Source organism: Janthinobacterium sp. OK676 (assembly GCF_900103595.1).
Lineage (GTDB): Bacteria > Pseudomonadota > Gammaproteobacteria > Burkholderiales > Burkholderiaceae_D > Janthinobacterium.
The window spans coordinates 370429-397255 of record NZ_FNHA01000004.1; the positions used below are offsets into that span (position 1 = coordinate 370429).

Genomic DNA, 26827 nt, shown 5'->3' on the forward strand with positions numbered 1-26827 from the left:
CGGTCAGCATGGTTTGGGCTGGGTCTCTTCGCTATCGTGCCCGGATGCGGTGCGATGGGCGAACTACGCGAATTGTATGGCAAAAGTTCATGGCGCCGGGGACCTGGGTGCCTGGCATGGCATTACAACAGCGGGTGGTTCAATGGACTGGCGTGGCGGACAGTTCCTTCAGTTCGCGGATGGTGATGTCCGATTTTTCATGCATGCGCAATAAAATCGTCGCACCAACCGACAGTTTGCCGTGACGAATCTTGCTGATGATGGGGGGCTGAACTTCCAGGACACGGCACAGTTCCGCGTCATTTTTCAAGTTCAGCTTCTCGATCAAGGTATCGAGCAGCTTGTTGGGAACAAAACTCGATGGTTCGAGCGCACGGGCCCGGTTCATCGCCTCAATCATTTCCAGCTTCTTTTGCCGAACGTTCATTTACTCCTCCTTCAGGTTATGCAAGGGACGGGACCACTGTATGCGGTCCCGGCTAAAGTTTCGTCATCGCAGTACGGCTGTCTGGGTGACGTGACAACATGCGCGTTACAACATTGATAACCAGGCAAGTGTTTTCAATAATACTACGATAACAAAACTTGTGACAGATGGTCAGTTAAATTAACTGATTGTTTGATCAATTTGGTTGACGATTGTTGTATTTTGTAAGCCGCTTTTCGTCAAAATCATGGTCCGGTCCGCCATTTCGGCGGCGGCCAGCGAATGCGTGACCATGATCGCGCAACTGCCGTTGGCCTTGATCTCGGCGCGCAGCAATTGCAGGATGCTGTGCGCCGTATCGGGGTCGAGGTTGCCGGTCGGCTCGTCGGCCAGCACCAGCGCCGGCTTGTGCACGAGCGCGCGGGCGATGGCCACGCGCTGCATTTCGCCGCCCGACAACTGCTGCGGAAAGTCGTCGCCGCGTCCGCCCAGGCCGACGGCCTCGAGCATGCTGGCGGCACGCTCCTGGGGCAGTCCGTTGAGCAGCAGCGGCAGGGCCACGTTTTGCTGCAGGGTCAGGTGCGGCAAGACGTGGAAGGCCTGGAAAATAAAGCCCATGCGGGCGCGACGCAGCCGGGTCGCGGCGGCGTCATCGAGGCTGGACATGGCAATGCCGTCCACCAGGATAGGGTGCGCTTCGGCACCCGCATCGGGCGTATCGAGGCCGGCGATCAGGTTCAGCAAGGTCGACTTGCCCACGCCCGAGTCGCCCATGATGGCGATGAATTCCCCTGCCTTGAAACGGCAGGAAATGTTGGCCAGCACGGGACGGGCATTGGCATAGGACTTCGACAGATGGCGCAATTCGAGCATGGTGTTAACGGCTATCGTAAAGGGAGGCACGCGGGGGAGAGGGGGGCCTGGGAACTGCAATGGCGCGCGGATTGTTTGGCCGGCAATGTGTAGTATACGACAGGCTTATGCTTTTTGCTTGGCAATACCAATTTTTCTGTGCGCAGGCCGTTTGACCTTAAGTTACCTGCCGCACGGCTGGCTTGCGCGGATTCCGCTATGATGGGAAAAAGTCATCGGCAAAGGCGCCCGCAGACCGCTGCGGCAGGGCGGCGCGCCCGGTGGCCGCCCGTGCAAGCCCTTCGTGAACCTTGATAGATGACGCCAGCCCATGACCATGCCACTTGCGCAACAGCAGTCCGATTTGTATCCCGCCAGCAACGCCGAAGCGGCCAGCGCCACTCCTGCCACGATAGCCGAGATCAGCGCGGGCTTGCTGGCGCGCGATGCCTGGACCTCGCCCAAATACCTGTACGACGCGCTGGGCTCGAAACTGTTCGAAGCCATCTGCGCCTTGCCCGAGTACTATCCGACGCGCACCGAGGCGGCCATCTTCGCCCGCCATGGCGCCGAGATCGCCCATGCCGTGGGGCCGGGCAGCACCCTGATCGACCTGGGCGCGGGCAATTGCGCCAAGGCCGCCAGCCTGTTCCCTTTGCTGCACCCGGCGCAATATGTGGCCGTGGATATTTCCTATGAGTTTCTCAGCGAATCCTTGAGCCGGCTGCAGCAGCGCTTCCCGCACATCGAGATGACGGGCCTGGGCCTGGATTTCTCCAGCCGCCTGGACTTGCCGGGCAGCGTGCGCGAAGCGCGGCGATTGTTCTTTTATCCCGGCTCGTCCATCGGCAACTTCGCACCCGAGCAAGCGACCGCCTTCTTGCGCCGCCTGCGCGCGAATGCGGACGGCGATGGCGGCCTGCTGATCGGCGTCGACCTGATCAAGGATGACGCCATCCTCGACGCGGCCTATGATGATGCGCTGGGCGTCACGGCCGCCTTCAACCTGAACATGTTGCGACACGTGAACGGGCTGATCGGCGCCGACTTCGACGTGCGTGCGTGGCAGCACCATGGCTTTTTCAATGCCGACGAGCGCCGCGTCGAGATGCACCTGGAAGCGCGCAGCGAGCAGCTTGTCCATTGGCAAGGCGGCCAGCGGCGCTTCGCGAAAGGCGAGCGCATCCATACGGAAGACAGCTACAAATACACGCGCGCCACCTTCGTCGGCTTGCTGGAACAGGCCGGGTTTTCCACCGTGCAAGTCTGGACGGACCCGCAGCAGTGGTTTGCCGTTATCTACGCCCGTGTAATTAGAGACTAAAGGCGACGATGCTGATCGATCACTACAACAAGGTGCGCCAGCACTCGCTGCTGCTGGCCGAACCGCTGTCCGACGAGGATTGCGGCGCGCAGTCGATGCCGGACGCCAGTCCCGTGAAATGGCATCTCGCGCATACGACCTGGTTTTTCGAAACGTTTATTCTGGAAAGCATGGAAGCGGCGTTCGCTCCCTTCCACCCGGCTTTCCGAGTACTGTTCAACTCGTATTACAACGGCGTGGGCGAGAAGCACCCGCGTGCCCAGCGGGGCTTACTGACGCGCCCCGGCATGGCGCAGGTGCGCGCCTACCGGGCCAACGTCGATGCACGCATCGCGCGCCTGCTGGCGGGCGAACTGGCGCGCGACGAGCGCGAACGGCTGACCATGCTGCTGGCGCTGGGCCTCGAGCACGAGCAGCAGCACCAGGAGTTGTTGTTGACGGACGTCAAGCACCTGCTGGCGCAGAGCGCCCTGTTTCCCGCTTACCTGGACAACGCCGCGCCACCAGCGCCGCAAGCTGCGCAGCCCACGGCCTGGCTCGCCTTTGACGGCGGCCTGGCGCAGATCGGCCATGCGGGCGATGGCTTTTGTTTCGACAATGAATTGCCGCGCCACCCGCAGTACGTGGCGCCGTTCGAACTGGCCAGCGCGCTGGTGACGAATGGCGAATATCTCGCCTTTATCGAGGCGGGCGGCTACCGCACGGCGCATTGGTGGCTGGCCGAAGGCTGGGACTGGGTGCGCGGCCAAAGCTTGCAGTGCCCGCTGTACTGGCAGCGCGACGAGGCCGGCCGCTGGCAGGAGTTCACTTTATATGGCTTGCGCCCGCTTGATGCGGCTGCGCCGGCCACGCATCTGTCGCTGTTCGAGGCGGACGCCTATGCGCACTGGGCTGGCGCGCGCCTGCCGACGGAAGCGGAGTGGGAGCTGGCGGCGCAAGGCGTCGCCGTGGAAGTGGGCCAGCTGCATCCAGCGGCGGGCGCGCCGGGAACGGGATTGCGGCAAATGTTCGGCCACTGCTGGCAATGGACCAGCAGCAGCTACGCGCCGTATCCGGGCTACCGCACGGCGCCCGGGGCGCTCGGTGAATACAACGGCAAGTTCATGCTGAACCAGTATGTGCTGCGCGGCTCGTCCTGCGCCACGCCGGCCGGCCATGCGCGCGCCAGCTACCGCAATTTCTTCCCGGCCGGCGCGCGCTGGCAATTTTCCGGCGTTCGCCTGGCGCGCCAGGTGGAATAGCCCGTTTAGTTCAAGCGCGGGAGGGACGGGGCAGGGCGGGCCGGCGCCTTGGCGCTGGCGCTCTGTTCCAGCTTGAACTGGCTGACGAGGGTTTCCAGCTCGCCCGCCTGCTCATGCATGGCCGCCGCCGCCGCGGCCGCTTCCTCGACGAGGGCCGCATTCTGCTGCGTCGTCTGGTCCATCTGCATGATGGCGGCATTGATTTGCTCGATGCCTTCGCTCTGCTCGTGGTTGGCGACGCTGATTTCACCGACGATGGCGCTGACCCGCCCCACGCTGGCCACCACTTCATCCATCGTGGCGCCCGCCTGGCTGACCAGCAGCGCGCCCTGGCCGACCCTGTCGACGGAGTCGGCGATCAATTCCTTGATTTCCTTGGCCGCCGCCGCCGACCTTTGCGCCAGGTTGCGTACTTCGGATGCGACCACGGCAAAGCCGCGTCCCTGCTCGCCGGCGCGGGCCGCCTCGACGGCCGCGTTCAGGGCGAGGATATTCGTCTGGAAGGCGATGCCGTCGATGACGGCGATGATGTCGACGATCTTGCGCGACGACGCGTTGATGGCGTCCATGGTGCCGACCACTTCCGTCATGGCCGAGCCGCCGCGCTGGGCGATTTTCGACGCCGAGCGGGCCAGGTTATCGGCCTGGCGCGCATTGTCGCTGTTGCTGCGCACGGTACCCGTCAGTTCGATCATCGACGAGGCCGTTTCTTCCAGCGCGCTGGCCTGTGCTTCCGTGCGGGCCGACAGGTCGGCATTGCCGCTGGCGATCTGGCTCGACGCCACGGCTATCGTGCCCGTGCCGCCGCGCACTTGTCCCACCAGGGTGGCCAGGTTGGTATTCATGTCGCGCAGCGCCTGCAGCAGCTGGCCCGCTTCATCCTTGCCGTCGGCCACGATCTTGCTGCTCAGGTCGCCGCCGGCCACGGCTTGCGCCACGCGCAGGGCATACGCGATCGGCGTCGTGATCGAGCGCGTGACCCGCCACGCAAAGAGCACGCCCAGCAGCAGGGCGGCCGTGCCCAGGCTGGCCATCAGCATATTGGCTGCGGAAATATTCTGCTGGATTTGCTGGCCGCCATGCACGACGACGCCGCGCTGGATATCGTTCAGGCGGTTCACCGTCTTTTGCAACTGGTTCAGGGCGGGCAGGGTATCGTCGCGCACGTGCTTGGCCGCTTCCGCACGCTGTCCCGCCACCAGCAGCTTGTCGGCCTGGCTGAACGAGACGACATAGGCCTTGCGCTGCTGCTTCAAGATGGACAGCAGTTCCTTGCCTTCAGGCAGTACGATCAGGCGCTCGAGGATGGCCAGCGCATCGGTGATGGTGGCCTTGTTGGCGTCGATTTCGCCGTGGATGGCGCTGGCGCGGGCCGGATCTTCATGGATGAACAGTTCCAGCACCAGTGCCGCGTTCGACCGCGTCGTGCTGCGGATGGTGGCGATGGCGTCGGCCTTGGCCCAGTCTTTCTCGATGATGGCTTCGCTGAGCGCGCCGATCTTGTCCAGCCGGAACAGGCCCGTGCCTACCAGCACTGCCATCAGCAGCAGCACCACGCCAAAACCCGCACCCAGGCGCGTGCCTATCTTCATGTCCGTCAATTTCATACTGATTCCCTCGGTAGCTAATGATCTGTCTCCGGTGGTCTTGTTATGAAACGATTATACGGTCGGTGATACCTGATTTGCACTACTAATTGCCCAATAGAAATGAAAAAGCGGCACGGCGATCAAGCCGTACCGCTTTTTCTCCCTATGAGGGATGCTTGATCCGTGCTCAGGCGGCGCTGGCGGTCACGTCGGCCGCTGTTGTTTTTTCGGCGTCCGTCTGCTTGATGCGGCGGTTCACGGCCGACAGGACGGCCTTGAACGAGGCGGTGACGATATTGCTGTCGATGGCGGCGCCGAACAGGGTCGGGCCGTTATCGAGGCGCAATTCCACATAGCAAGCCGCTTGCGCATTGGCGCCGGAACCGATCGAGTGTTCATGGTAATCCATCAGCTTGATGTCGAGACCGAGCGCGTTGACGAAGGCGTCGATGGGGCCGTTGCCGCCGCCCTGCAGGGCCAGCGGCGTCTGGCGGTGCGACAGGCTGATGTCGATCTGCACGGATTCGTCGCTGCTCGTGTCTTCCACCATGCGGTGCGAAGCGTAGGCGTACGGCGCCGTCTGCTCCAGGTATTCCTTCTGGAAGATGTCATGGATATCCTGCGCGGCGATCTCGCGGCCCGTCGCGTCGGCCACGGCTTGCACGGCGCGCGAGAATTCGATCTGCAGGCGGCGCGGCAAGACCAGGCCGTATTCCTGTTCCAGCAAGTACGCCATGCCACCCTTGCCGGACTGGCTGTTGACGCGGATCACGGCGTCGTAGCTGCGGCCCAGGTCGGCCGGGTCGATCGGCAAGTACGGCACTTCCCAGATGCTGTCCGGCTGTTGCTTGGCGAAACCTTTCTTGATTGCATCCTGGTGCGAGCCGGAGAAGGCCGTAAATACCAGGTCGCCCGCATACGGGTGGCGCGGGTGGACGGGCAACTGGTTGCATTCCTCCACGCACTTGCGCACGCTGTCGATGTCGGAGAAATCCAGGCCCGGGTGCACGCCCTGCGTGTACAAATTCATCGCCAAGGTCACCAGGTCGACGTTGCCGGTGCGCTCGCCATTGCCGAACAAGCAGCCTTCCACGCGGTCGGCGCCCGCCATCACGGCCAGTTCTGCCGAGGCGACGGCCGTGCCGCGGTCGTTATGCGGGTGCACGCTGATGATGATGGAATCGCGGCGCGCCAGCTTGCGCGACATCCATTCGATCTGGTCCGCATATACGTTCGGCGTGCTGCATTCCACGGTCGACGGCAAGTTGATGATCATCTTGTTGGCGGGTGTCGGCTTCCAGATGGCGCTGACGGCGTCGCAGATATGCTTGGAGAAATCGAGTTCCGTCGTCGAGAACGATTCCGGCGTGTATTCGAAGCCCCATTCCGTTTGCGGATGCTGGGCCACCAGCTGTTTGACGAGGGTGGTGCCGGTGGTGGCGATATTCGTGATTTCCTCGCGCGACATGCCGAACACGACCTTGCGGAACACGGGCGCCACGGAGTTGTACAGGTGGACGATGGCGCGCTTGGCGCCGACAACGGATTCCACGGTGCGGCGGATCAGCTCTTCACGCGACTGTGTCAGCACGATGATGGTGACGTCGTCCGGGATGCGGCCTTCATCGACGAGCTTGCGCACGAAATCGAAATCCGTCTGCGATGCCGATGGGAAGCCCACTTCGATTTCCTTCAGGCCGATGGCGATCAGCATCTCGAAGAAACGCAGCTTCTTTTCCGCGCTCATCGGCTCGATCAGCGACTGGTTGCCGTCGCGCAAGTCGGTGCTCATCCAGATAGGCGGTTTGCTGATGATCTGGTTCGGCCATTGACGGTCGGTCAATTTAACTGGAGGAAAGGCGCGGTATTTGGAAGCTGGGTTTTGCAACATCATGATCGGGTACTCCTGAAGATAGGGGGAAATCAATGGTTGTAGCGCAAGCTTGCCGGGCGGCCACGAGACACTAGGCCAGGCAAGCGATCGGTAGCGGTAGCAGAGCGGCTGCGATGCCAGCGGGGGCGGTCGCAGTGGGAATTACGTGTACGAATGGGGATGGTGCAAACATCATCAAACCTTCCAGGGTTTTTGAAACATGCCGGCGTGTGGCCAGGCGAAGCAAAGCGGCAAACTTATGCGCGTGCTAGGTGTAGTCGCGATAGCGACAGCAGGGAAGGGGATGGATGTTTGAAGGAGGACATACACTCAATGTAAGGGAAGTCGGGCCTGGCTGTCAAGCGTTTCCGTTCTACAGGTAATGCACGTGTGTCGCTCCGTCCGGCGCATCTTGCGTATCCTGCGCCATGCGCGTCAGGATGCGCTGCAGGGTGGCCGCTTCGTGGGGCAGGCGCGCGGCGAAGGCCGGCCAGCCGCGCAGCTCGATCCGTTGCGGCATGTCCACCAGGCCCGTGATGGCGTCCCAGAATGCATCCCAGTTCATGCCGTAGAAGGATGGGAAAGCCAGCGCGGCCGCCAAGGCCGCATGCAGCTGGCGCGGCGAGCTGATCTCGCTCAAGTCGATTGTTACAAGGGCTTGTCGATTCATGCTGTTTGATGTTCTGACTTAGTGGGAGCAAGTAAATAAACCAGGCGCCAGTCTAGCAGCAGGGGCGGCGCGCACGCTTCTCCTGGACCTTGTCACCATCAACATTTAAGACCGCCTTCAGTGCCGGTGGTCCCGCTTGCGCTACAATCGGCTCTCCTTTATTGCCACTGCCGCGCGCGGTTCCCACTCTCCACCATGTTCCCTAAACGCCTGACCCTGCTTGCCCTGGCCGCCTTTGTGCTGGCCGGCTGCGATACCACCGCCCCGAAACCCGTCCAGGTGCTGACGCCTCCCGAACCGATGGCCGTGACGCCGCGCAAGATCAAGATCGGCCTGGCGCTGGGCGGCGGCGCGGCGCGCGGTTTCGCCCATATCGGCGTGATCAAGGCGCTCGAATCGCAGGGCATCCAGGCTGACATCGTCACCGGCACGAGCGCCGGCAGCGTGGTGGGCGCCATGTATGCGGCGGGCAATTCCGGCTTCGCCCTGCAAAAGATGGCCTTCGACATGGACGAGGCGGCCATTTCCGACTGGGCCTTGCCCCTGTTCGGCAAGTCGTCCGGCGTGCTGAAAGGCGAGGCGCTGCAAAGCTATGTCAACAAGGCCGTCGGCGGCGTCCCGCTGGAAAAACTCAAGATTCCATTTGGTGTGGTGGCGACCGACCTCAAGAATGGCCAGCCGATCCTGTTTCAGCGCGGCAATACCGGCATGGCCGTGCGCGCCTCGTCGGCCGTGCCCGGCGTATTCCAGCCCGTGACGATCGCCGGTCACACTTATGTAGATGGCGGCCTCGTCGCTCCCGTGCCCGTGCGCTTTGCCCGAGACATGGGCGCCGATTTCATCATCGCCGTGAATATTTCGTCGCAAACGGATACCCAGAAGGCCATCAGCTCGATGGAGGTGCTGATGCAGACGTTCGCCATCATGGGCCAGCGCATCAACCAGTTTGAACTCAAGGATGCCGACGTGGTGATCCAGCCCAGCCTGGGCACCATGAAGGGCAACGATTTCAACAGCCGCAACCAGGCCATCCTGGCGGGCGAGCAGGCGACCTTTGCCGTGATGGCGCAGCTCAAGCAAAAGCTGAAAGCGAAGCGCGAGCAGTAAGCGATAGCGCCACCGCGCATTTCGTATACAATTTTGTTTCAACATAACAAGGATGCACCATGCAATCGAAACCGATTTTGACACTGGACGACGTAAAGAAAATCGCTGCCGCCGCCGAAGCGGAAGCGGTCAAGAATAACTGGGCGGTCACGATCGCCATCGTCGACGACGGCGGCCATCTGCTGTGGCTGCAGCGCATGGATGGCGTGGCGCCGATCTCGTCGCACATCGCTCCATCGAAAGCGAAGACGGCCGCACTGGGCCGCCGCGAATCGCGCATCTATGAAGAGATGATCAATGGCGGCCGCGTGTCCTTCCTGAGCGCACCGGAAATCGACGGCTTGCTCGAAGGCGGCGTGCCTATCGTGTACGAAGGCCACTACGTGGGCGCCGTCGGCGTCTCGGGCGTGAAATCGGCGGAAGATGCGCAAATCGCCAAAGCGGGCATCGCCGCTCTGACGGCCTAAGTAGTAACCGATATTGCTTTGCAAGCCGCTCCGCGCAAGCCGGGCGGCTTTTTTCATGGGGCGGGGGATTTATGCTGCTGTGCAAAAAAATGCCGGGGCTTCTGTATTTTCTTCCTTGTGGAAAAGCTTCCTTTTGGTTATAATTCAAAGGTTTAGCCAATCACACATATACCGTAGCGACTACCCATCCCCTCATTCAAAATGACCGTTGAAACACCCTGAGTGCATCTGGCTCGGGTATCTAGGCGGTCGGTCTGACGTGGCGCAGCTACGGTAACTTTATCAGGAGTTGCCCTTGCCGCCATTTTTTTCTGGCCCTGCCGTTCCAGCCATATTAGCGCTTGCTGATGGAACGATCTTTAAAGGTTTTTCGATCGGTGCCGCCGGTCATACTACGGGCGAGGTTGTTTTCAACACCTCGATGACCGGGTATCAGGAAATCCTTACCGACCCAAGTTATTGCCGCCAGATGGTCACCCTGACCTATCCCCATATCGGCAATACGGGCGTCAACCCGGAAGACGTCGAATCTTCCAAGGTACACGCCGCCGGCCTCATCATCCGCGATCTGCCATTGCTGGCATCCAGTTTCCGTTCCACGCTCTCCCTGTCCGATTACCTGAAAGCTGAAAATATCGTCGCCATCGCCGGCATCGATACACGCAAGCTCACGCGCATCCTGCGTGAAAAAGGTGCGCAGGGCGGCGCCATCCTCGTCGGCACGCAAGGCAACGAGCCATCCGCCGCGCAAGCGCTGGAACTGGCCCGCTCCTTCCCCGGCCTGTCCGGCATGGACCTGGCCAAGGTGGTATCGAGCAAGGATGCCTACGAATACCGCGAAACGGAATGGACCCTGGGGGCAGGCTATGGCCAGCTGGCCGACGCCGACGCGAAATACCACGTGGTCGCCTTCGACTACGGCGTCAAGCGCAACATCCTGCGCATGCTGACGGCGCGCGGCTGCAAGGTCACCGTGCTGCCCGCGCAAGCGACGGCCGCCGACGCCCTGGCGTTGAACCCGGACGGCATCTTCCTGTCGAACGGTCCCGGTGACCCGGAGCCGTGCGATTACGCGATCGCGGCCACCAAGGAACTGATCGAGAAGGGCATCCCGACCTTCGGCATCTGCCTCGGCCACCAGATCATGGCCATCGCTTCCGGCGCGAAAACCTTGAAGATGAAGTTCGGCCACCACGGCGCCAACCACCCGGTGCAAGACCTGGAAACGAAACAGGTCCTGATCACCTCGCAAAACCACGGTTTCGCAGTCGACGCGGCAACCTTGCCCGCGAACTGCCGCGTGACCCATGAATCGCTGTTCGACGGTTCCCTGCAGGGCTTCGCCCGCACGGACAAGCCGGCCTTCTGCTTCCAGGGCCACCCTGAAGCGTCGCCGGGCCCGATGGATGTTGCTTACCTGTTTGACCGCTTCATCAACCTGATGGCTGCGGAGGAGAAAAAGAAAAATGCCTAAACGTTTAGATATTAAAAGTATTCTGATTATTGGCGCTGGCCCGATCGTGATCGGCCAGGCCTGCGAATTCGATTATTCCGGCGCGCAAGCGTGCAAGGCCCTGCGCGAAGAGGGCTACAAAGTCATCCTGGTCAACAGCAATCCTGCGACCATCATGACGGACCCGGAAATGGCCGACGTCACCTACATCGAACCGATCACCTGGTCGGTCGTCGAGCGCATCATCGCCAAGGAGCGTCCTGACGCGATCCTGCCGACGATGGGCGGCCAGACGGCGCTGAATTGCGCGCTGGATCTGTTCAACAATGGCGTGCTGGCGAAATACAACGTCGAGCTGATCGGCGCGTCGCCGGAAGCCATCGACAAGGCCGAAGACCGTTCCAAGTTCAAGGACGCGATGACCAAGATCGGCCTCGGTTCGGCCCGTTCCGGCGTGGCGCACTCGATGGAAGAATCGTGGGCCGTGCAACGCACCCTGGGCTTCCCGACCATCATCCGTCCATCGTTCACCATGGGCGGTTCCGGCGGCGGCATCGCCTACAACGAAGAAGAATTCGAAACCATCTGCAAGCGCGGCCTGGAAGCATCGCCGACGAAAGAGCTGCTGATCGAAGAATCGTTGCTGGGCTGGAAAGAGTACGAGATGGAAGTGGTGCGCGACAAGGCGGACAACTGCATCATCATCTGCTCGATCGAAAACCTCGACCCGATGGGCGTGCACACGGGCGACTCGATTACCGTCGCACCTGCGCAGACCCTGACGGACAAGGAATACCAGATCATGCGCAATGCCTCCCTGGCAGTGCTGCGCGAGATCGGCGTCGACACCGGTGGCTCGAACGTGCAATTTTCGATCAACCCCGTCGATGGCCGCATGATCGTCATCGAGATGAACCCGCGCGTTTCGCGTTCGTCGGCCCTGGCCTCGAAAGCGACGGGCTTCCCGATCGCCAAGATCGCCGCCAAGCTGGCCGTCGGTTTCACCCTGGACGAGCTGCGCAATGAAATCACGGGCGGCGCCACGCCGGCCTCGTTCGAACCATCGATCGATTACGTCGTCACGAAGATCCCCCGTTTCACGTTCGAGAAATTCCCGACCGCCGACCACCACCTGACGACGCAGATGAAATCCGTCGGCGAAGTGATGGCCATCGGCCGTACCTTCCAGGAGTCGTTCCAGAAAGCCTTGCGCGGCCTGGAAGTGGGCGTGGACGGCATGAACGAGAAGACCAAGGACCGCGAAAAGATCGAAGAAGAGCTGGGCGAGCCTGGTCCTGAGCGCATCTGGTACGTGGGCGACGCGTTTGCCCAAGGTTTCACGCTGGAAGAAGTGCACCAGCTGACCAAGATCGACCCATGGTTCCTGATCCAGATCAAGGAAATCGTCGACCTGGAACTGTGGCTCGACACGCAGAAGCTGGAAAACCTGGACAAGAACACCCTGTACAAGTTGAAACAGAAGGGCTTCTCCGACCGCCGCCTGGGCTTTTTGCTGCAGACGACCGACACGGCCGTGCGCCAGCAGCGCCATGCGCTGAACATCCGTCCCGTCTACAAGCGCGTCGACACGTGCGCGGCCGAGTTTTCGACCGACACGGCGTACATGTATTCCACGTACGACGAAGAGTGCGAATCGAACCCGACCGACAAGAAAAAGATCATGGTGCTGGGCGGTGGCCCGAACCGTATCGGCCAGGGTATCGAATTTGACTATTGCTGCGTCCACGCTGCCCTCGCCATGCGCGAAGACGGCTACGAAACCATCATGGTCAATTGCAACCCGGAAACCGTGTCGACCGACTATGACACTTCCGACCGCCTGTATTTTGAATCGCTGACCCTGGAAGACGTGCTGGAAATCGTCGCCATCGAAAAACCGGTCGGCGTGATCGTGCAGTACGGCGGCCAGACGCCATTGAAACTGGCGCTGGACTTGGAAGCGAACGGCGTGCCGATCATCGGCACCTCGCCCGACATGATCGATGCGGCCGAAGACCGCGAGCGTTTCCAACAGATGCTGCACAAGCTGGAACTGCGCCAGCCGCCTAACCGCACCGCGCGCACGGAAGCCGACGCTTTGGCGCTGGCGCAGGAAATCGGCTACCCGCTGGTCGTGCGTCCATCGTACGTGCTGGGCGGGCGCGCCATGGAAATCGTCCACGAGCAGCGCGACCTCGAGCGCTACATGCGCGAAGCCGTCAAGGTCTCGCACGATTCGCCGGTGCTGCTGGACCGCTTCCTGAACGACGCCATCGAGTGCGACGTCGATTGCATCTCCGACGGCGAAACGACGTTCATCGGCGGCGTGATGGAACACATCGAACAGGCAGGCGTCCACTCGGGCGACTCGGCTTGCTCGCTGCCGCCATACTCGCTGGCGCCGGAAACCATCGAAGAACTGAAGCGCCAGACGGCGCTGATGGCCAAGGGCTTGAACGTGGTCGGCCTGATGAACGTGCAGTTCGCGATCCAGAAGCAAGAGATCGATGGCCAGATGAAAGACGTCGTCTTCGTGCTGGAAGTCAATCCGCGCGCCTCGCGCACCGTGCCTTTCGTCTCGAAAGCCACCGGTCTGCAACTGGCGAAGATCGCCGCGCGCTGCATGGTCGGCCAGTCGCTGGCGTCGCAAGGCATCACGCAGGAAGTCGTGCCGCCTTACTTCAGCGTCAAGGAAGCCGTGTTCCCGTTCGTCAAGTTCCCTGGCGTGGACACCATCCTGGGTCCTGAAATGAAATCGACGGGCGAAGTCATGGGCGTAGGCCTGACCTTCGGCGAAGCGTTTGTGAAATCGCAACTGGGCGCCGGCGTCAACCTGCCAAAATCGGGCAAGGTCTTCATCAGCGTGAAAGCGTCGGACAAGCCGCGCGCCGTGCAAGTGGCGCGCGACCTGGTCGAGTCCGGTTTCACCGTGGTTGCCACCAAGGGCACCGCCGCCGTGATCGCTGCTGCCGGCATCGCCGTCACGCCAGTGAACAAGGTGATCGAAGGCCGTCCGCACGTGGTCGACATGATCAAGAACCATGAGATCGTGCTGGTGATCAACACCGTAGAAGAAAAACGCAGCGCCATCGTCGATTCGCGGGCCATCCGTACCTCGGCCCTGGCGTCGCGCGTGACGACCTACACCACCATCGCCGGCGCGGAAGCGGCCGTCGAAGGCATCCGTCATCTCGATGAGCTGCGTGTGTACGATTTGCAGGGCCTGCACAAGACCCTGCAGCAAGCGTAACAGCCCGCGTGTCATTTGCAGTGGCCGCCGTTAGGCGGTACACTGCATGCTTATCAACCACAGAGTTCCGTGCAGAGCAGCGCGCGGCCTCTGTGGTTTTCACTTGGTAAGGCCGTTAAACGTGGCAACACGCTGCAACGGCGCCGATAACTAGCAGATAGTAGAGATAACATGACCTCAGTCCCATTGACCAAATACGGCGCAGAACTCTTGAAAGAAGAGCTGCATCATTTGAAGACCAAGGAACGCCGCATCGTCATCGATGCGATCGCCGAAGCGCGTTCGCACGGAGACCTGTCGGAAAACGCCGAGTACGATGCCGCCAAGGAGCGCCAGGCTTTCGTGGAAGGCCGCATCGCCGAACTCGAAGGCAAGCTGGGTGCGGCACAGATCATCGACCCGACCACGCTCGACGCGGAAGGCCGCGTGGTGTTTGCCTCGACCGTGAACCTGGAAGACCTGGAGTCGGGCCAGAAAGTCACGTACCAGATCGTCGGCCTCGATGAAGCGGACCTGAAAATGAACAAGGTGTCCGTGACGTCGCCGATCGCCCGCGCGCTGATCGGCAAGTATGCCGGCGACGTGGTGGAAGTGCAGGCGCCGTCCGGTCCGCGCGAATACGAAATCCTGGAAGTGCTGTACATCTGATGCTCGCCCGCGTGCGCCTCCTCGTTGCCACCCTGTGGGCTGGCAGCCTGTGGACTATCGGCTTCATCGTGGCGCCCACCTTGTTCGGCACCTTGAGCGACAGAGTGCTGGCAGGCAATATCGCCGGCAGCATGTTCCGCGCCGAAGCGTGGCTGTCCATCGCCTGCGCCTTGATACTGCTGGCCTTGCTGCAATGGGCGCCCGGCGCGCTGGAACTGAAGCGCCGCCGCCTCTTGGGGGCGCTGGTGCTGTCGATGCTGGTGTGCGCGTTGATCAGCCATTTCGGCATCTCGCCGCTGATGGCCGAACTCAAGGCGCAAGCCCAGGGGGCATCCGGCATCATGGACGAGGCCATGCGCAGCCGCTTCGGCATGCTGCATGGCGTGTCGACCGTGATCTTTGCCGTGCAGAGCTTGCTGGCGGGCGTGCTGATCTGGAAGCAGCAGTAATTGTTGCCGTGTGTGTCGGATTACGCGTGGCCTGCGGCCCCGCTAATCCGACCTACGGACGTTGGCGGTAACAGCATCGTAGGTCGGATTAGCGCGCAGCGCGTAATCCGACAAGCGCAATTGCAATAAAAAAGCGGAGCAGGGAAGATCCCTTGCTCCGCTTCTTGTTTCAACAGCCTTGCGGCTGCTGAACGACAGGCTTACTTGCTGCCCAGTGCGCTTTTCTTGGCGCTTTTCTGACGTGGCTTGGCACGCTTGATGGAACCGCCTTCGGTAACGCGCTCATTGCCCTTGATCATGACTTTCGTCACGCTGGGGCGCTTGGTGCCGCTGGCGCTGGCCTTGACGATGGTCACTTCGCGCATGCCTTTGCCGGCGCTGACCTTCTCCTTAACCACTTCTTTTTTCGGACGGTAGATTACCAGCAGTTTGCCAATATGTTGTACCGGGGCGGCGCCGAGATTGCCGCAAATCGTATCGTACATTCCGACGCGGGCTTCGCGGTCGTCGCCGAACACGCGGACTTTAATCAGGCCGTGCGAATCCAGGCCAAGGTCGATCTCTTTGAGGACAGCAGGTGTCAAGCCCGCTTCGCCAATGATGACGATAGGCTTCAGCGCGTGTGCTTCGGCGCGCAGTGCGCTGCGCTCTACGGGTGTAAGTTTTAGCATAATAATATTTAGTAATTCCCTTAAAAGCAGTATTCTACGCGAATGGCAAAGAAGAAATTAAACAAAAACTGGTTGCACGACCACATAAATGATCCTTATGTGAAGTTGGCGCAAAAAGAGGGCTACCGCGCCCGGGCAGCATACAAGCTCAAAGAAATCGATGAAGACGAGAAACTGATCAAACCTGGCCAGGTGATTGTCGACCTTGGTTGCACTCCCGGCAGCTGGGCCCAGTACACGCGGCGCAAGCTGGCCGGCAAGGACGGCGGCGGGGTCAATGGTACCCTGATTGGCCTGGACATGCTGGAAATGGAACCGATCGCCGATTTCCACTTCATCCAGGGCGACTTCCGCGAAGCGCGCGTGCTGCGCCAGCTGGAGGTGGTGTTGCAGGGCCGCAAGGTGGACCTGGTCCTGTCGGACATGGCGCCCAATCTGTCGGGCATCGCCACGGCGGACGCCGCGCGCATGGAACATCTGATCGATCTGGCCATCGAATTTTCGCAATTGCATTTGAAACCATCGGGCGTATTGCTGGTGAAATGCTTTAAAGACATGGGTTTCAGCCAGATCGTGGAGAAATTCCGCGCTGAATTCAAGGTCGTGGTGCAGAAAAAACCGAAGGCCAGCCGCGATAAATCGTCGGAAATCTTCCTGATGGGGCGGGGAATCAAGAATCCGCTGAAAAATGCCGTTGAAGAAGATGATTCCGCCCTTGATATTTAAGGGGGAATCCGCACATGGGAACGAGAAGTGCAGTAGCGTCTGATGGTATAAAAGCCTAAATTGTTTATACTGCACTTTTTTGCGTGAACGCGGTTTTTTCGCGCGCACGGATCGGCGGGCTTTGGCACGGCCCGCTTATTGCGAGTAAAATCGTGTTTCTAGCTATAGGTAAAGAGATGCGCACTGCATCCAAGGAGTCTTCGTGAATAACATGTTTTCCAAATCTGCCATCTGGGTAGTCGTATTGCTGCTGTTGTTCATGCTGTTCAAGCAATTCGACAGTCATGGCGCCACAGGCGGCAGCAAGGCCATCGCTTATTCCGATTTGCTGGATGAAGTCAAAGCCAAGCGCGTCAAGGATGTCGTGATCGAAGGTTCGTCGATCACCGCCAAGCTGATGGACGACACCAAGGTGCGTACCACCGCCACCAGCCTCGACAAGGGCCTGATCGGCGACTTGCGCGACAATGGCGTGCATTTCGATGTGCGTCCGCCCGAGGAAGCGTCTTTCCTGCAAACTATTTTTGTTTCCTGGTTCCCCATGCTGCTGTTGATCGGCGTGTGGGTCTTCTTCATGCGTCAGATGCAAGGCGGCGGCAAGGGCGGGGCATTCTCGTTCGGCAAGTCGAAGGCGCGCATGATGGATGAAGCCAGCAACACCGTCACCTTCGCCGATGTCGCCGGTTGCGACGAAGCGAAAGAAGAAGTCAACGAAGTGGTCGACTTCCTCAAAGATCCGAGCAAATTCCAGAAACTGGGCGGCCGCATTCCCCGCGGCGTGTTGATGGTCGGTCCTCCTGGCACGGGTAAAACCCTGCTGGCGCGCGCCATCGCCGGCGAAGCCAAGGTGCCGTTCTTCTCGATTTCCGGTTCCGACTTCGTGGAAATGTTCGTTGGCGTAGGCGCCAGCCGCGTCCGCGACATGTTCGAGAACGCGAAAAAGCATTCGCCGTGCATCATCTTCATCGACGAGATCGACGCTGTCGGCCGTCACCGCGGCGCCGGCATGGGCGGCGGCAATGACGAGCGCGAACAGACCTTGAACCAGCTGCTGGTCGAGATGGACGGTTTTGAAGCGAACTCCGGCGTGATCGTCGTGGCCGCCACCAACCGCGCCGACGTGCTCGACAAAGCGCTGCTGCGTCCAGGCCGTTTCGACCGCCAGGTGTCCGTCGGCTTGCCCGATATCCGCGGCCGCGAACAGATCTTGAACGTGCACATGCGCAAAGTGCCCATCGGTACCGACGTGAAAGCCGATATCCTGGCCCGCGGCACCCCTGGTTTCTCGGGCGCGGACCTGGCCAACCTCGTCAACGAGGCAGCCCTGTTCGCGGCGCGCCGCAGCAAGCGCCTGGTGGAAATGATCGACTTCGAAGATGCGAAGGACAAGATCTACATGGGTCCGGAACGTAAGTCGATGATCATCCGCGAGGAAGAGCGCCGCAATACGGCTTACCATGAGTCCGGTCACGCCGTCGTGGCCAAGCTGCTGCCAAAGGCCGATCCCGTGCATAAAGTGACGATCATGCCGCGCGGCTGGGCCCTGGGCCTGACCTGGCAGCTGCCGGAACACGACAACTTGTCCGCCTACAAGGACAAGATGCTGGAAGAAATTTCCATCCTGTTCGGTGGCCGTATCGCCGAAGAGATTTTCGTGGGCCAAATGTCCACGGGCGCGTCGAACGATTTTTCGCGTGCCACCAAGCTGGCCCGTTCCATGGTGACCCGCTTCGGCATGTCCGACAGCATGGGCGTGATGGTCTACGAAGACAGCGAAAACGAAGGTTTCTTCGGTGGCGCCACCAAGACGATCTCGGAAGCGACCCAGCAAAAGGTCGATGCTGAAATCCGCAACATTCTCGACAAGCAATATGCATTGGCGCGTACCTTGCTGGAAGGCAACCGCGACAAGGTCGAAATGATGACCAAAGCCTTGCTGGAATGGGAAACCATCGATGCCGAGCAAATCAATGACATCATGGCCGGCCTGGAGCCGCGTCCACCGAAGGTCATTCCGCCACGCCGCAATGCGGGCGACAGCGGCACGGGCGGCATCTCGCCAAACGTGACGGCGCCAGCCTGATAAGGGCCGCCCTGACGGACGACACGCAAGGGTATGGCAAGAACGAGGGTAAGGAGCAATCCTTGCCCTTTTTCGTTGCCGCGGCAGTTTTTTCCTGACGACTACAAAGATTCACATGCGACACTATTTGCAATTCGGCCGTTTCGGCTTCAACCTGCAGGGCACGCAGGCGCTGGTGATGGGTATCCTGAACATCACGCCCGACTCGTTTTCCGATGCGGGCCAGTATCAACACCTGGAGTTTGCCATTTCGCGCGCCGAGCAGATGATGCTGGATGGCGCCGACATCATCGACATCGGCGGCGAATCGAGCCGCCCCGGCGCGCCGCCGCTGCCGCTGCAGGACGAGCTTGCGCGCGTCATGCCGGTGCTGTACGCCTTGCGCGACTGCGGCAAGCCTCTGTCCGTCGATACATACAAGCCGGAAGTGATGCGCGAAGCCATTCTGGCGGGCGCCGACATGATCAACGACATCAACGGTTTCCGCGCGCCGGGCGCCATCGAGGCCGTGCGGGACAGCGACTGCGCGCTGTGCATCATGCACATGCAAAGCGTGCCGCAAACCATGCAGGACCAGCCGCAGTACGAGGACGTGGTGCGCGAGGTCATCGACTTCCTGCGCGAGCGTATCGACACGATGACGGCGGCCGGCATCGCACCCGAACGCCTGTGCGTCGACCCCGGCTTTGGCTTTGGCAAGACGATGGAGCAGAACTATGCCTTGCTGCGCGCCACGCGCCAGCTGCGCAGCGAGCTGGGCCTGCCCGTGCTGGCCGGGCTGTCGCGCAAGTCGATGATAGGCGCCGTGACGGGCCGCCCCGTCGAGCAGCGCCTAGCCGGCAGCGTTGCCGGTGCGCTGGCTGCGGTAGCGCAAGGTGCGGAAATTATCCGTGTGCATGACGTGGCTGAAACCGTCGATGCACTGAAGGTCTGGCGCATGGCGCACTGAGCCTGTAAGATTCATTATAAACAACAAAAAGAGAAAACTATGACGCGTAAATATTTTGGCACCGATGGCATTCGCGGCTTGGTGGGCACGGCTCCGATTACCCCCGATTTCGTCATGCGCCTCGGCTATGCGGCCGGCAAGGTGCTGGCCAAGTCGCAAGGCGGCAAGGCGCGCCCGACTGTGCTGATCGGCAAGGACACGCGCATTTCCGGCTACATGCTGGAAGCGGCGCTGGAAGCGGGCTTGTCGGCCGCCGGCGTGGACGTGATGCTGGCCGGTCCCATGCCGACGCCGGCGATCGCCTACCTGACGCGGGCGTTGCGCCTGTCGGCCGGGGTGGTCATTTCCGCCTCGCACAATCCGTATCACGACAATGGCATCAAGTTCTTTTCCGGCCAGGGCACCAAGCTGCCCGACAGCGTGGAGCTGGAAATCGAAGCGGCGCTCGACGAGCCCATGTCTTGCGTGCCGTCGGACAAGCTGGGCCGCGCCAAGCGCCTGGACGATGCCCAAGGCCGCTACATCGAATTTTGCAAAAGCACCTTCCCGAACGAGCTGGACTTGCGCGGCCTGAAGATCGTCGTCGATTGCGCGCATGGCGCCGCCTACCATATCGCCCCGCACGTATTCCATGAGCTGGGCGCGGAAGTCATCGCCATCGGCAACAAGCCCGATGGTTTCAATATCAATGCGGGCTTCGGTGCCACGGCAACGAAGGCCATGGCGGCTGCCGTCGTCGAGCACGGCGCCGATCTCGGCATCGCCCTCGATGGCGACGCCGACCGCCTGATCATGTGCGACGCCACGGGCCGCTTGTACAACGGCGACGAGTTGTTGTACGTCATGGTCAAGGACCGCCTGGCAACAGGTCCCGTCGCGGGCGCCGTCGGCACCCTGATGACCAACATGGCGCTGGAAGTGCTGTTCAAGCAGCAGGGCATCGGCTTTGCGCGCGCCAAGGTGGGCGACCGCTACGTGCTGGAAGTCATGAAGGAAAAGGGCTGGATCTTGGGTGGCGAGGGCTCGGGCCATTTGCTGTGCCTGGACCGGCACACGACGGGCGACGGTATCGTATCCGCGCTGCAAGTGTTGTCCGCACTCAAGCGCAGCGGCCAGAGCCTGCAGCAGTGTCTGGCCGAACTGGTGCTGTTCCCGCAAACCCTGATCAATCTGCGCGTGGCGCCCGGTTTCGACTGGCAGAAAAATGCCGCCATGGTGGCCGAGAAAGAGCTGGTCGAGGCGGAACTGGGCGACACGGGCCGCGTGCTGATCCGCGCTTCGGGCACCGAACCGCTGATCCGCGTGATGGTGGAAGCCAAGGACAAGGAAAAGGCCGAGAGCATGGCGCGCCGCATCGCCGATAAAGTCGGCGCTTGAGGGGATGCAAGGGGCAGGGACGATAGTTATTTCCATCTAATTCGCTTGGGGCAATTGACGAAATTGGGTGGAGGCGTTATTATCTTGTCTTCGGAGTGTGGCGCAGCCCGGTAGCGCACCTGGTTTGGGACCAGGGGGTCCAAGGTTCGAATCCTTGTACTCCGACCAAAGTCATAAGCGGGCTGTCAGAGATGACAGCCCGTTTTCTATTGTGCGGCGCCTTGGCATTGTCGGCGCGCATGGACTAAAATGCTGCACCTTTCCGCCCATCGTTCAACGGATAGGACAACGGTCTTCTAAACCGTGAATGGGGGTTCGATTCCCTCTGGGCGGACCAGTCCTTGCTGGTCATCTGCGCGACAGCCTGTCGCATTCCATCACCTTCCATCGTTCGCCTGCAGGCCGCCTCACGGCTGCGCAAATATTACCACGCCCAGCAAATACAACAGCGGCGCCGCGCACAGCAGCGCAGACAATAGCGATACGATTTTCTTGCTGGCCAGCCGGGCCAGGCGCAGCCGTTCCCCTACGGGCAGGTGCTGGCGGATCACGCTGCGCGCGCGTGGCTGAAACGGTTGTTCGTGCATGATGATTCCCTCTTCGGTCAGCAGTGGATGCCGTCGAGCATAGCGAGGGAAGTCTAAAGATGGTGTAAAAAGCGGGTCTTGCGCCGCAAGCGCGGTGTAAAGATGCGGTTGGCATGGAAAGCGGCAGCGGGCGCTGGTGCGCCGCTGCCGCCGATGATGCTTACTTTCCCTGGCGGCGGCGTGCCAGGAAGCCCAGCAGGCCCAGGCCGGCGAGCAGCATGGCATAGGTTTCAGGTTCCGGCACGGCGGAAGTGAAGGCCCTGTAATTGCTCAGATCCTTGGGCAGGCCTGCCACCGTGAAGGTGGTGCCGGCAGCCACAGGGGCGGCCCAGTGGAACACGAGTTCTCCCTGCCCGAAGTGGATGGCCAAGTAGTCATAGGCGGCCGCGCTCGTATAAGAGTTGACGCCGCCGCTCAAGCCTCCCGTGGTGCCGGCGCTGCAGCCCGAGGTGGGGTTGTCGCAAATCGAGACGGCGGCGCCCAGGGTGGTGCCGAACACGCCATTGATGTAACCCTGGATGTCCGAGGGGCTCTGTGGCACCAGATTGTCGTCATAATATTTCACCTGCAGTGCCGGCGACGGCGAATAGGTGACGGTGCTGCCGGCGATGACGAAACCGCTGGCCGGCCCCACGTCCACCCACGTGGCAGCCTGTGCTGCGCCAGCTAGTACCGTTACGGCAGCCAGCATGGATGCCTTGATGGCAATGCTCTTTACGCTTTTCATGAAAATCCCCTTGTGCTTGAGACAGTCGCTTCATCGTGTTGGGACGCGTCCCTACATGCCGGGGAAGTCATCCCATTGCCCGTTTTTATCTATTTCCTGTGCGTAGAGAGTACGCAAATGCAAGCTTACTCTTGATATAAATTAATACAATTTAAATAATACTATTGGTTCAGTTGACAACATCGCATACGGCTATGTATGGCTGTGCTAGTAATGGCCAACATGACGTGGGGAAATGGCGTGACAAGGCGCGCCAGCTTGTGCTGGCGGCGTCCCGGTTGTGGCGAGGGGAGGGCTTCAGTCGCTGTTGTTGCTGACGCCAAACAGGCGATCCTTGGCGTTGAGCAGCTTTTGTACCTTGGCGCCCATTTTCATCAGTTGCGCCATCGATTCGGGCGACAGGCGCTGCAAGTCGTCGAACCAGGTGTTGGCCAGGTCGACCAGTTCATACATTTCGCGCATGCGTTCCTGCGCATACTGGTCGACTGGCTCCGTGGCCGGCGCCAGCAGCGATTCGCGCAGCACCGTCAGGGTGGGCGCCACTTCGCGGCGGCGACGCTCGGCGGCCACGACGCGGAAGATTTGCCACACGTCGCCCAGCGAGGAGAAATACTCGCGCCGGTCGCCAGGTATACGCGACTGGCGTATCAAGCCCCAGCCCTGCAATTCCTTCAAGCCGATGCTCACGTTCGAGCGCGAAAAACTCAGGTGTTCGGCGATTTCATCCGCGTGCAAAGGGTGCTCCGCGACAAATAACAAGGCGTACACTTGTCCCACCGTACGGTTAAAGCCCCAGCGGCTGCCCATCTCGCCGAAATGGCTGACGAAGGTCAGGATCAGCGGCGTCATTTGGATATGTTGAGTTTTCATAATTATCTGAATTTTTTCACGCCATACTGGTGGGGTCAATTGATATATGTCATGTTTCGCAGTATTATACAAAATATCGAATTTACAGAAAATTCTGAAAACTCAAGAAGTATAGAAGATGCCGACCACGCCCTTGTCTCTGCCCCGCTTTATTCTTCCCCGTGCCGCCAGCCTGGCGCAAGGCGGTGCCGCCTTGCTGTGGCTGCCGCAAGCGGCTTTGCTGGCCTGGGCCGTGCAAGCCATGCTCGATGGCGCCGGCTGGCGCGCCGCGCTGGCGCCGGCCGCCGGCGTGCTGCTGCTGGGCGTGCTGCGCGCCGTCTGCGAAGCGTGGGGCGCGCGGCGCATGTATGCGGCGGCGCGCGCGCACCTGTCCACCTTGCGCGCGCAAGTGGCGCAAGCGCTGGCGCGCCGTTCGCCGCTGGACCGCCAGCGCGCCCAGTCGGGCCAGGCGGCCAGCGTCATCGCCGAACAGGCCGAAGCCATCGTGCCGTATCTGGTGCGCTACAAGCCCGCGCGCTGGAAGGTGATGCTCGTGCCGTTCGTGATCCTCGCCGTGGTGACGCCGCTGTCGTGGATCGCCGCGCTGATCCTGCTGATCGCCGCGCCCCTGATTCCTGTCTTCATGGCCCTGGTGGGCATGGGCGCGCAAGCGGCCAGCCGCGCGCAGATGGTGGAAATGGGCAGCATGAACGCCTTTCTGCTGGACCGCCTGCGCGGCCTGGCCACCTTGCGCGCGCTGGGCGCCGTCGACGCCACGGCCGAACGGCTGGACGCCTCCTCGCAATCCGTGCGCCGGCGCACGATGGTGGTGCTGCGCATCGCTTTTTTGTCGTCCGCCGTACTGGAATTGTTTTCCGCGCTCGGTGTCGCCATGGTGGCCGCCTTCATCGGTTTCTCCTTGCTGGGCAGCATCAATTTCGGCACCTGGGGCCGGGAACTGACCTTGGGGCAGGGCATGTTCATCCTGCTGCTGGCGCCCGCCTTCTTCGAGCCGCTGCGCGAACTGGCCGCCGTCTGGCACGACAAGGCGGCCGGCGAAGCGGGTCTGGCCAGCTTGCACGACCTGGCGGCCTATGGCGTGCCCCTGCCTGGCGCTGGCGTGGAAGTGGCGGCCGTCTCGACCGCCGCCATGGCCGTGGCGGCGGCGCCCGCCGTGGACCTCCAGCAATTGCGCTTTGCCCATCCGGGCGAAGCGCCCGTGTTCGACGGCTTCGACCTGGCCGTGCGCGCGGGCGAACACGTGGCCCTGCTGGGTGCCAGCGGCGCGGGCAAGACCACCTTGCTGTCCCTGCTGGCCGGCCTGCTGCCCGCCAGCGGCGGCGAGATCCGCATCGGCGGCGTGCGCCTGACCAACAGCACCGTCAATACCTTGCGCCAGCGCATGGCGTGGATGGGCCAGCGCCCCCACGTGTTTGCCGCGTCCGTCAGCCAGAACGTGACCCTGGGCCGCGTGGGCGCCAGTGCCGCGCACGTGACGCAGGCGCTGCACCTGGCCGACCTAGCTGCCGTGGCGCAGGCGCAGCCGGCCGTCATGCTCAGCGATGGCGGTCAGGGCTTGTCCGGCGGCGAAGCCGTGCGCCTGGCCCTGGCCCGCGTGGCCATGCATCCGCATGCGGATTTGCTGCTCGTCGATGAACCGACGGCCCACCTGGATAGCGAAACGGCGGCGCGTGTGACGGACGCCCTGCTGGTACTGGCGCAAGGCAAGACGATGATCGTCGCCACGCACGACCCCGTGCTGGCTGGCCGCCTGCAGCGCACGGTGCAGGTCGATGCGCATGCCCAAGTGCAGGAGTTGCGCGCATGAAAACTTCACTCATATCGAACCCCGTCTTGCGGCAATTGCTGCTGGCCCAGCCCCGCAAGCTGATCGGGGGCGCCTTGCTGGCGGCGCTGACGGCGGTGGCCGGCATGGCGTTATTGGGCTTGTCCGGCTGGTTTATCACGGCCACGTCGATTGCCGGCTTGCACGCCTCGACGGCCATCGTGTTCGACGTCTTCGGCCCGTCGGCCGGCATCCGCCTGCTGGCCATCGGCCGCACGGGTTCGCGCTATGCGGAGCGGCTCGTCGCGCACGACGCCACGTTCGCCGCGCTGGCCAGCATCCGCGTGCGCCTGTTCCGTGGCTGGTCGCGCCCGGAAGCGGCCAGCCGCCTGCTGCGCCAGCCGGCCAAGCTGCTGTTCCGCCTGACGGCCGATATCGACGCGCTCGAATCGCTGTACTTGCGCCTGCTCGTGCCGGCCTTCACGGCCCTGTGCGCGGCCCTGCTGGCCGGCGTGGCGCTGGGCGTGATGCAGTGGCAGCTGGGCCTGGGCCTGGCCGTGTGGCTGCTGGCCGCCGGCGGCGGCATCGGCTGGATCGTCGCGCTACGCGCCCGCCGTCCCTCCATCGTGCGTTCGCGCGCCATCGAAAAATTGCGTTCCGGCGCCATCGACCTGGTGGCCGGCCAGACGGACCTGGTGATGGCGGGCCGCATCGATGCCCAGTGCGCTGCGCTGGGCCGGATCGACCAGTCGCTGGCGCAAGCGGACATGGCTCTGCTGCGCCTGGAAACGGCGGCCGGCGCCGCGTATGGCGTGGCCGGCAGCGCGACCCTGGCTGGCGTGCTGCTGGCCGTGGCCGCGCTGGTGCAGCAGCACGCCATGAGCGTGCCGCTGGCGGCCCTGGCTTTGCTGATCGCCCTGACTGCCGTGGAACCGTTTGCGGGACTGCGCCGCGGCGCGCTGGAAGCGGGACGCATGCTGCTGGCCATGCGCCGGCTGGCGCCGCGCCTGGAGGTTGAAGAGATCGCCGCGCCGCCGGCTGACTGCGTACCGGGCTTGCGCCTGGACCACGTCAGCGCCGCCCATGCGGGCAGCCATGCCGCCATCTTGCATGATATTTCCCTGCACATCGCGCATGGCGAGCGCGTGGCCTTGATCGGCCCCAGCGGCGCGGGCAAGTCGACCCTGCTGGCCATCGCCGCGCGCGAACTGGCGCCAATGTCGGGCAAGGTGGCCGCGCCGCGCGCCTGCCTGTTCATGCAGAAGACGGAATTGTTCCAGGACAGCTTGCGCGACAACCTGCGCCTGGCCGACCCGTCCGCCAGCGATGCGCAGCTGTGGGCGGCGCTGCAATCGGCCGGCCTGGATGACGAGGTGCGTGCGTTTGCGGGCGGCCTTGACACCATGCTGGGCGAGGGCGGCCTGGGTTTGTCGGGCGGCCAGGCGCGGCGCCTGGCGCTGGCGCGGCTGTTCCTGCATGAATCGACCTTGTGGCTGCTGGACGAAGCGACGGAAGCGCTCAATGCCCAGACGGCGATCGACGTCCTGCGGCGCCTGCGCGCGCGCAGCGAAGGACGTACCTTGCTGATTGCAACCCACTTGCGGCGCGAAGCGGCGCTGGCTGACAGGCTGGTCAGCCTGCGCGATGGCCGTATCGTGGGCGACGCGCGCCGTGGCACACCGGCCTTCGACACGGCCATGGCGGGATTGCGCGGAGATTAAG

At 62.1% G+C, this 26827-nt stretch carries 23 protein-coding genes and 2 tRNA genes; 16 read left to right on the forward strand and 9 right to left on the reverse strand.

Annotation, left to right across the window (positions count from 1 at the left end):
- Positions 1-139 precede the first annotated feature (139 nt).
- Together BLU39_RS11060 and BLU39_RS11065 are read right to left on the reverse strand one after the other, a co-directional pair.
- Positions 140-427: a hypothetical protein gene (locus BLU39_RS11060; RefSeq protein WP_034757399.1), complete on the reverse strand. Its 288-nt coding sequence runs from the start codon at positions 425-427 to the stop codon at positions 140-142.
- Positions 428-607: 180 nt separating this feature from the next.
- The gene (locus BLU39_RS11065; protein ID WP_092712867.1) at positions 608-1300 is read right to left on the reverse strand and encodes an ABC transporter ATP-binding protein; all 693 of its coding nucleotides are present in this window, start codon (positions 1298-1300) and stop codon (positions 608-610) included.
- Positions 1301-1610: 310 nt separating this feature from the next.
- Here BLU39_RS11065 and egtD point away from each other — a divergent pair, with 310 nt between their 5' ends.
- Positions 1611-2603: an L-histidine N(alpha)-methyltransferase gene (egtD, locus tag BLU39_RS11070; protein ID WP_092712868.1), complete on the forward strand. Its 993-nt coding sequence runs from the start codon at positions 1611-1613 to the stop codon at positions 2601-2603.
- Positions 2604-2611: 8 nt separating this feature from the next.
- Positions 2612-3844: an ergothioneine biosynthesis protein EgtB gene (gene egtB, locus BLU39_RS11075; protein ID WP_092712870.1), complete on the forward strand. Its 1233-nt coding sequence runs from the start codon at positions 2612-2614 to the stop codon at positions 3842-3844.
- 5 nt (positions 3845-3849) lie between these two features.
- On the opposite strand, the gene BLU39_RS11080 is transcribed toward egtB, so the two are convergent.
- The 3 genes from BLU39_RS11080 to BLU39_RS11090 all read right to left on the reverse strand — a co-directional run bounded on the left by BLU39_RS11080 (position 3850) and on the right by BLU39_RS11090 (position 7976).
- Positions 3850-5451 (reverse strand): methyl-accepting chemotaxis protein, encoded by a 1602-nt coding sequence (locus BLU39_RS11080; protein WP_254788949.1) that lies wholly within the window; start codon positions 5449-5451, stop codon positions 3850-3852.
- A gap of 169 nt (positions 5452-5620) precedes the next feature.
- A complete protein-coding gene (gene leuA / locus BLU39_RS11085; protein WP_092712872.1) occupies positions 5621-7327 on the reverse strand; it encodes a 2-isopropylmalate synthase in 1707 nt (568 codons plus the stop codon).
- A gap of 352 nt (positions 7328-7679) precedes the next feature.
- On the reverse strand, positions 7680-7976 hold the full coding sequence (locus BLU39_RS11090) for a barstar family protein (protein WP_092712874.1): 297 nt from the start codon (positions 7974-7976) through the stop codon (positions 7680-7682).
- A 195-nt stretch (positions 7977-8171) separates the two neighbouring features.
- On the opposite strand from BLU39_RS11090, the gene BLU39_RS11095 reads away from it, so the two are divergent.
- The 6 genes from BLU39_RS11095 to BLU39_RS11120 all read left to right on the forward strand — a co-directional run bounded on the left by BLU39_RS11095 (position 8172) and on the right by BLU39_RS11120 (position 15350).
- The gene (locus tag BLU39_RS11095; RefSeq protein ID WP_092712876.1) at positions 8172-9083 is read left to right on the forward strand and encodes a patatin-like phospholipase family protein; all 912 of its coding nucleotides are present in this window, start codon (positions 8172-8174) and stop codon (positions 9081-9083) included.
- 59 nt (positions 9084-9142) lie between these two features.
- A complete protein-coding gene (locus tag BLU39_RS11100) occupies positions 9143-9550 on the forward strand; it encodes a GlcG/HbpS family heme-binding protein (protein WP_092712878.1) in 408 nt (135 codons plus the stop codon).
- A 295-nt stretch (positions 9551-9845) separates the two neighbouring features.
- Positions 9846-11024: a glutamine-hydrolyzing carbamoyl-phosphate synthase small subunit gene (carA, locus tag BLU39_RS11105; protein ID WP_092712881.1), complete on the forward strand. Its 1179-nt coding sequence runs from the start codon at positions 9846-9848 to the stop codon at positions 11022-11024.
- Positions 11017-14253 (forward strand): carbamoyl-phosphate synthase large subunit, encoded by a 3237-nt coding sequence (carB, locus tag BLU39_RS11110; protein ID WP_092712883.1) that lies wholly within the window; start codon positions 11017-11019, stop codon positions 14251-14253. The genes carA and carB overlap by 8 nt, the downstream gene beginning before the upstream one ends.
- Before the next feature lie 171 nt (positions 14254-14424).
- Positions 14425-14901, forward strand: a complete 477-nt coding sequence (gene greA, locus BLU39_RS11115) for a transcription elongation factor GreA (RefSeq protein ID WP_092712885.1) — start codon at positions 14425-14427, stop codon at positions 14899-14901.
- Complete coding sequence (locus BLU39_RS11120; protein ID WP_175539265.1) at positions 14901-15350, forward strand: DUF4149 domain-containing protein; 450 nt, start codon at positions 14901-14903, stop codon at positions 15348-15350. Before greA ends, BLU39_RS11120 begins: the two co-directional genes overlap by 1 nt.
- 200 nt (positions 15351-15550) lie before the next feature.
- On the opposite strand, the gene BLU39_RS11125 is transcribed toward BLU39_RS11120, so the two are convergent.
- Complete coding sequence (locus BLU39_RS11125) at positions 15551-16021, reverse strand: YhbY family RNA-binding protein (protein WP_010397237.1); 471 nt, start codon at positions 16019-16021, stop codon at positions 15551-15553.
- Between the two features lie 42 nt (positions 16022-16063).
- On the opposite strand from BLU39_RS11125, the gene BLU39_RS11130 reads away from it, so the two are divergent.
- The 6 genes from BLU39_RS11130 to BLU39_RS11155 all read left to right on the forward strand — a co-directional run bounded on the left by BLU39_RS11130 (position 16064) and on the right by BLU39_RS11155 (position 21493).
- The gene (locus BLU39_RS11130; protein WP_034757436.1) at positions 16064-16747 is read left to right on the forward strand and encodes an RlmE family RNA methyltransferase; all 684 of its coding nucleotides are present in this window, start codon (positions 16064-16066) and stop codon (positions 16745-16747) included.
- 202 nt (positions 16748-16949) lie between these two features.
- Positions 16950-18830 (forward strand): ATP-dependent zinc metalloprotease FtsH, encoded by a 1881-nt coding sequence (gene ftsH / locus BLU39_RS11135; protein ID WP_092712889.1) that lies wholly within the window; start codon positions 16950-16952, stop codon positions 18828-18830.
- A gap of 115 nt (positions 18831-18945) precedes the next feature.
- Positions 18946-19779 (forward strand): dihydropteroate synthase, encoded by an 834-nt coding sequence (folP, locus tag BLU39_RS11140; protein WP_092712891.1) that lies wholly within the window; start codon positions 18946-18948, stop codon positions 19777-19779.
- 39 nt (positions 19780-19818) lie between these two features.
- On the forward strand, positions 19819-21156 hold the full coding sequence (glmM, locus tag BLU39_RS11145) for a phosphoglucosamine mutase (protein WP_092712893.1): 1338 nt from the start codon (positions 19819-19821) through the stop codon (positions 21154-21156).
- A gap of 91 nt (positions 21157-21247) precedes the next feature.
- Positions 21248-21324: transfer RNA gene (locus BLU39_RS11150), tRNA-Pro, on the forward strand.
- A 94-nt stretch (positions 21325-21418) separates the two neighbouring features.
- Positions 21419-21493 (forward strand) — tRNA-Arg (locus tag BLU39_RS11155).
- A gap of 70 nt (positions 21494-21563) precedes the next feature.
- Here the strand turns inward: BLU39_RS11155 and BLU39_RS11160 are convergent.
- The 3 genes from BLU39_RS11160 to BLU39_RS11170 form a co-directional block, all read right to left on the reverse strand.
- Positions 21564-21743: a hypothetical protein gene (locus BLU39_RS11160; RefSeq protein WP_092712895.1), complete on the reverse strand. Its 180-nt coding sequence runs from the start codon at positions 21741-21743 to the stop codon at positions 21564-21566.
- A gap of 160 nt (positions 21744-21903) precedes the next feature.
- A complete protein-coding gene (locus BLU39_RS28920; RefSeq protein ID WP_092712897.1) occupies positions 21904-22470 on the reverse strand; it encodes a PEP-CTERM sorting domain-containing protein in 567 nt (188 codons plus the stop codon).
- A gap of 297 nt (positions 22471-22767) precedes the next feature.
- The gene (locus BLU39_RS11170; RefSeq protein ID WP_170909696.1) at positions 22768-23319 is read right to left on the reverse strand and encodes a GbsR/MarR family transcriptional regulator; all 552 of its coding nucleotides are present in this window, start codon (positions 23317-23319) and stop codon (positions 22768-22770) included.
- 139 nt (positions 23320-23458) lie between these two features.
- Here BLU39_RS11170 and cydD point away from each other — a divergent pair, with 139 nt between their 5' ends.
- Positions 23459-25147, forward strand: a complete 1689-nt coding sequence (cydD, locus tag BLU39_RS11175) for a thiol reductant ABC exporter subunit CydD (protein WP_092712899.1) — start codon at positions 23459-23461, stop codon at positions 25145-25147.
- Positions 25144-26826, forward strand: coding sequence for an amino acid ABC transporter ATP-binding/permease protein (locus BLU39_RS11180; RefSeq protein ID WP_092712901.1), 1683 nt, complete (start codon positions 25144-25146; stop codon positions 26824-26826). Before cydD ends, BLU39_RS11180 begins: the two co-directional genes overlap by 4 nt.
- Position 26827 lies beyond the last annotated feature (1 nt).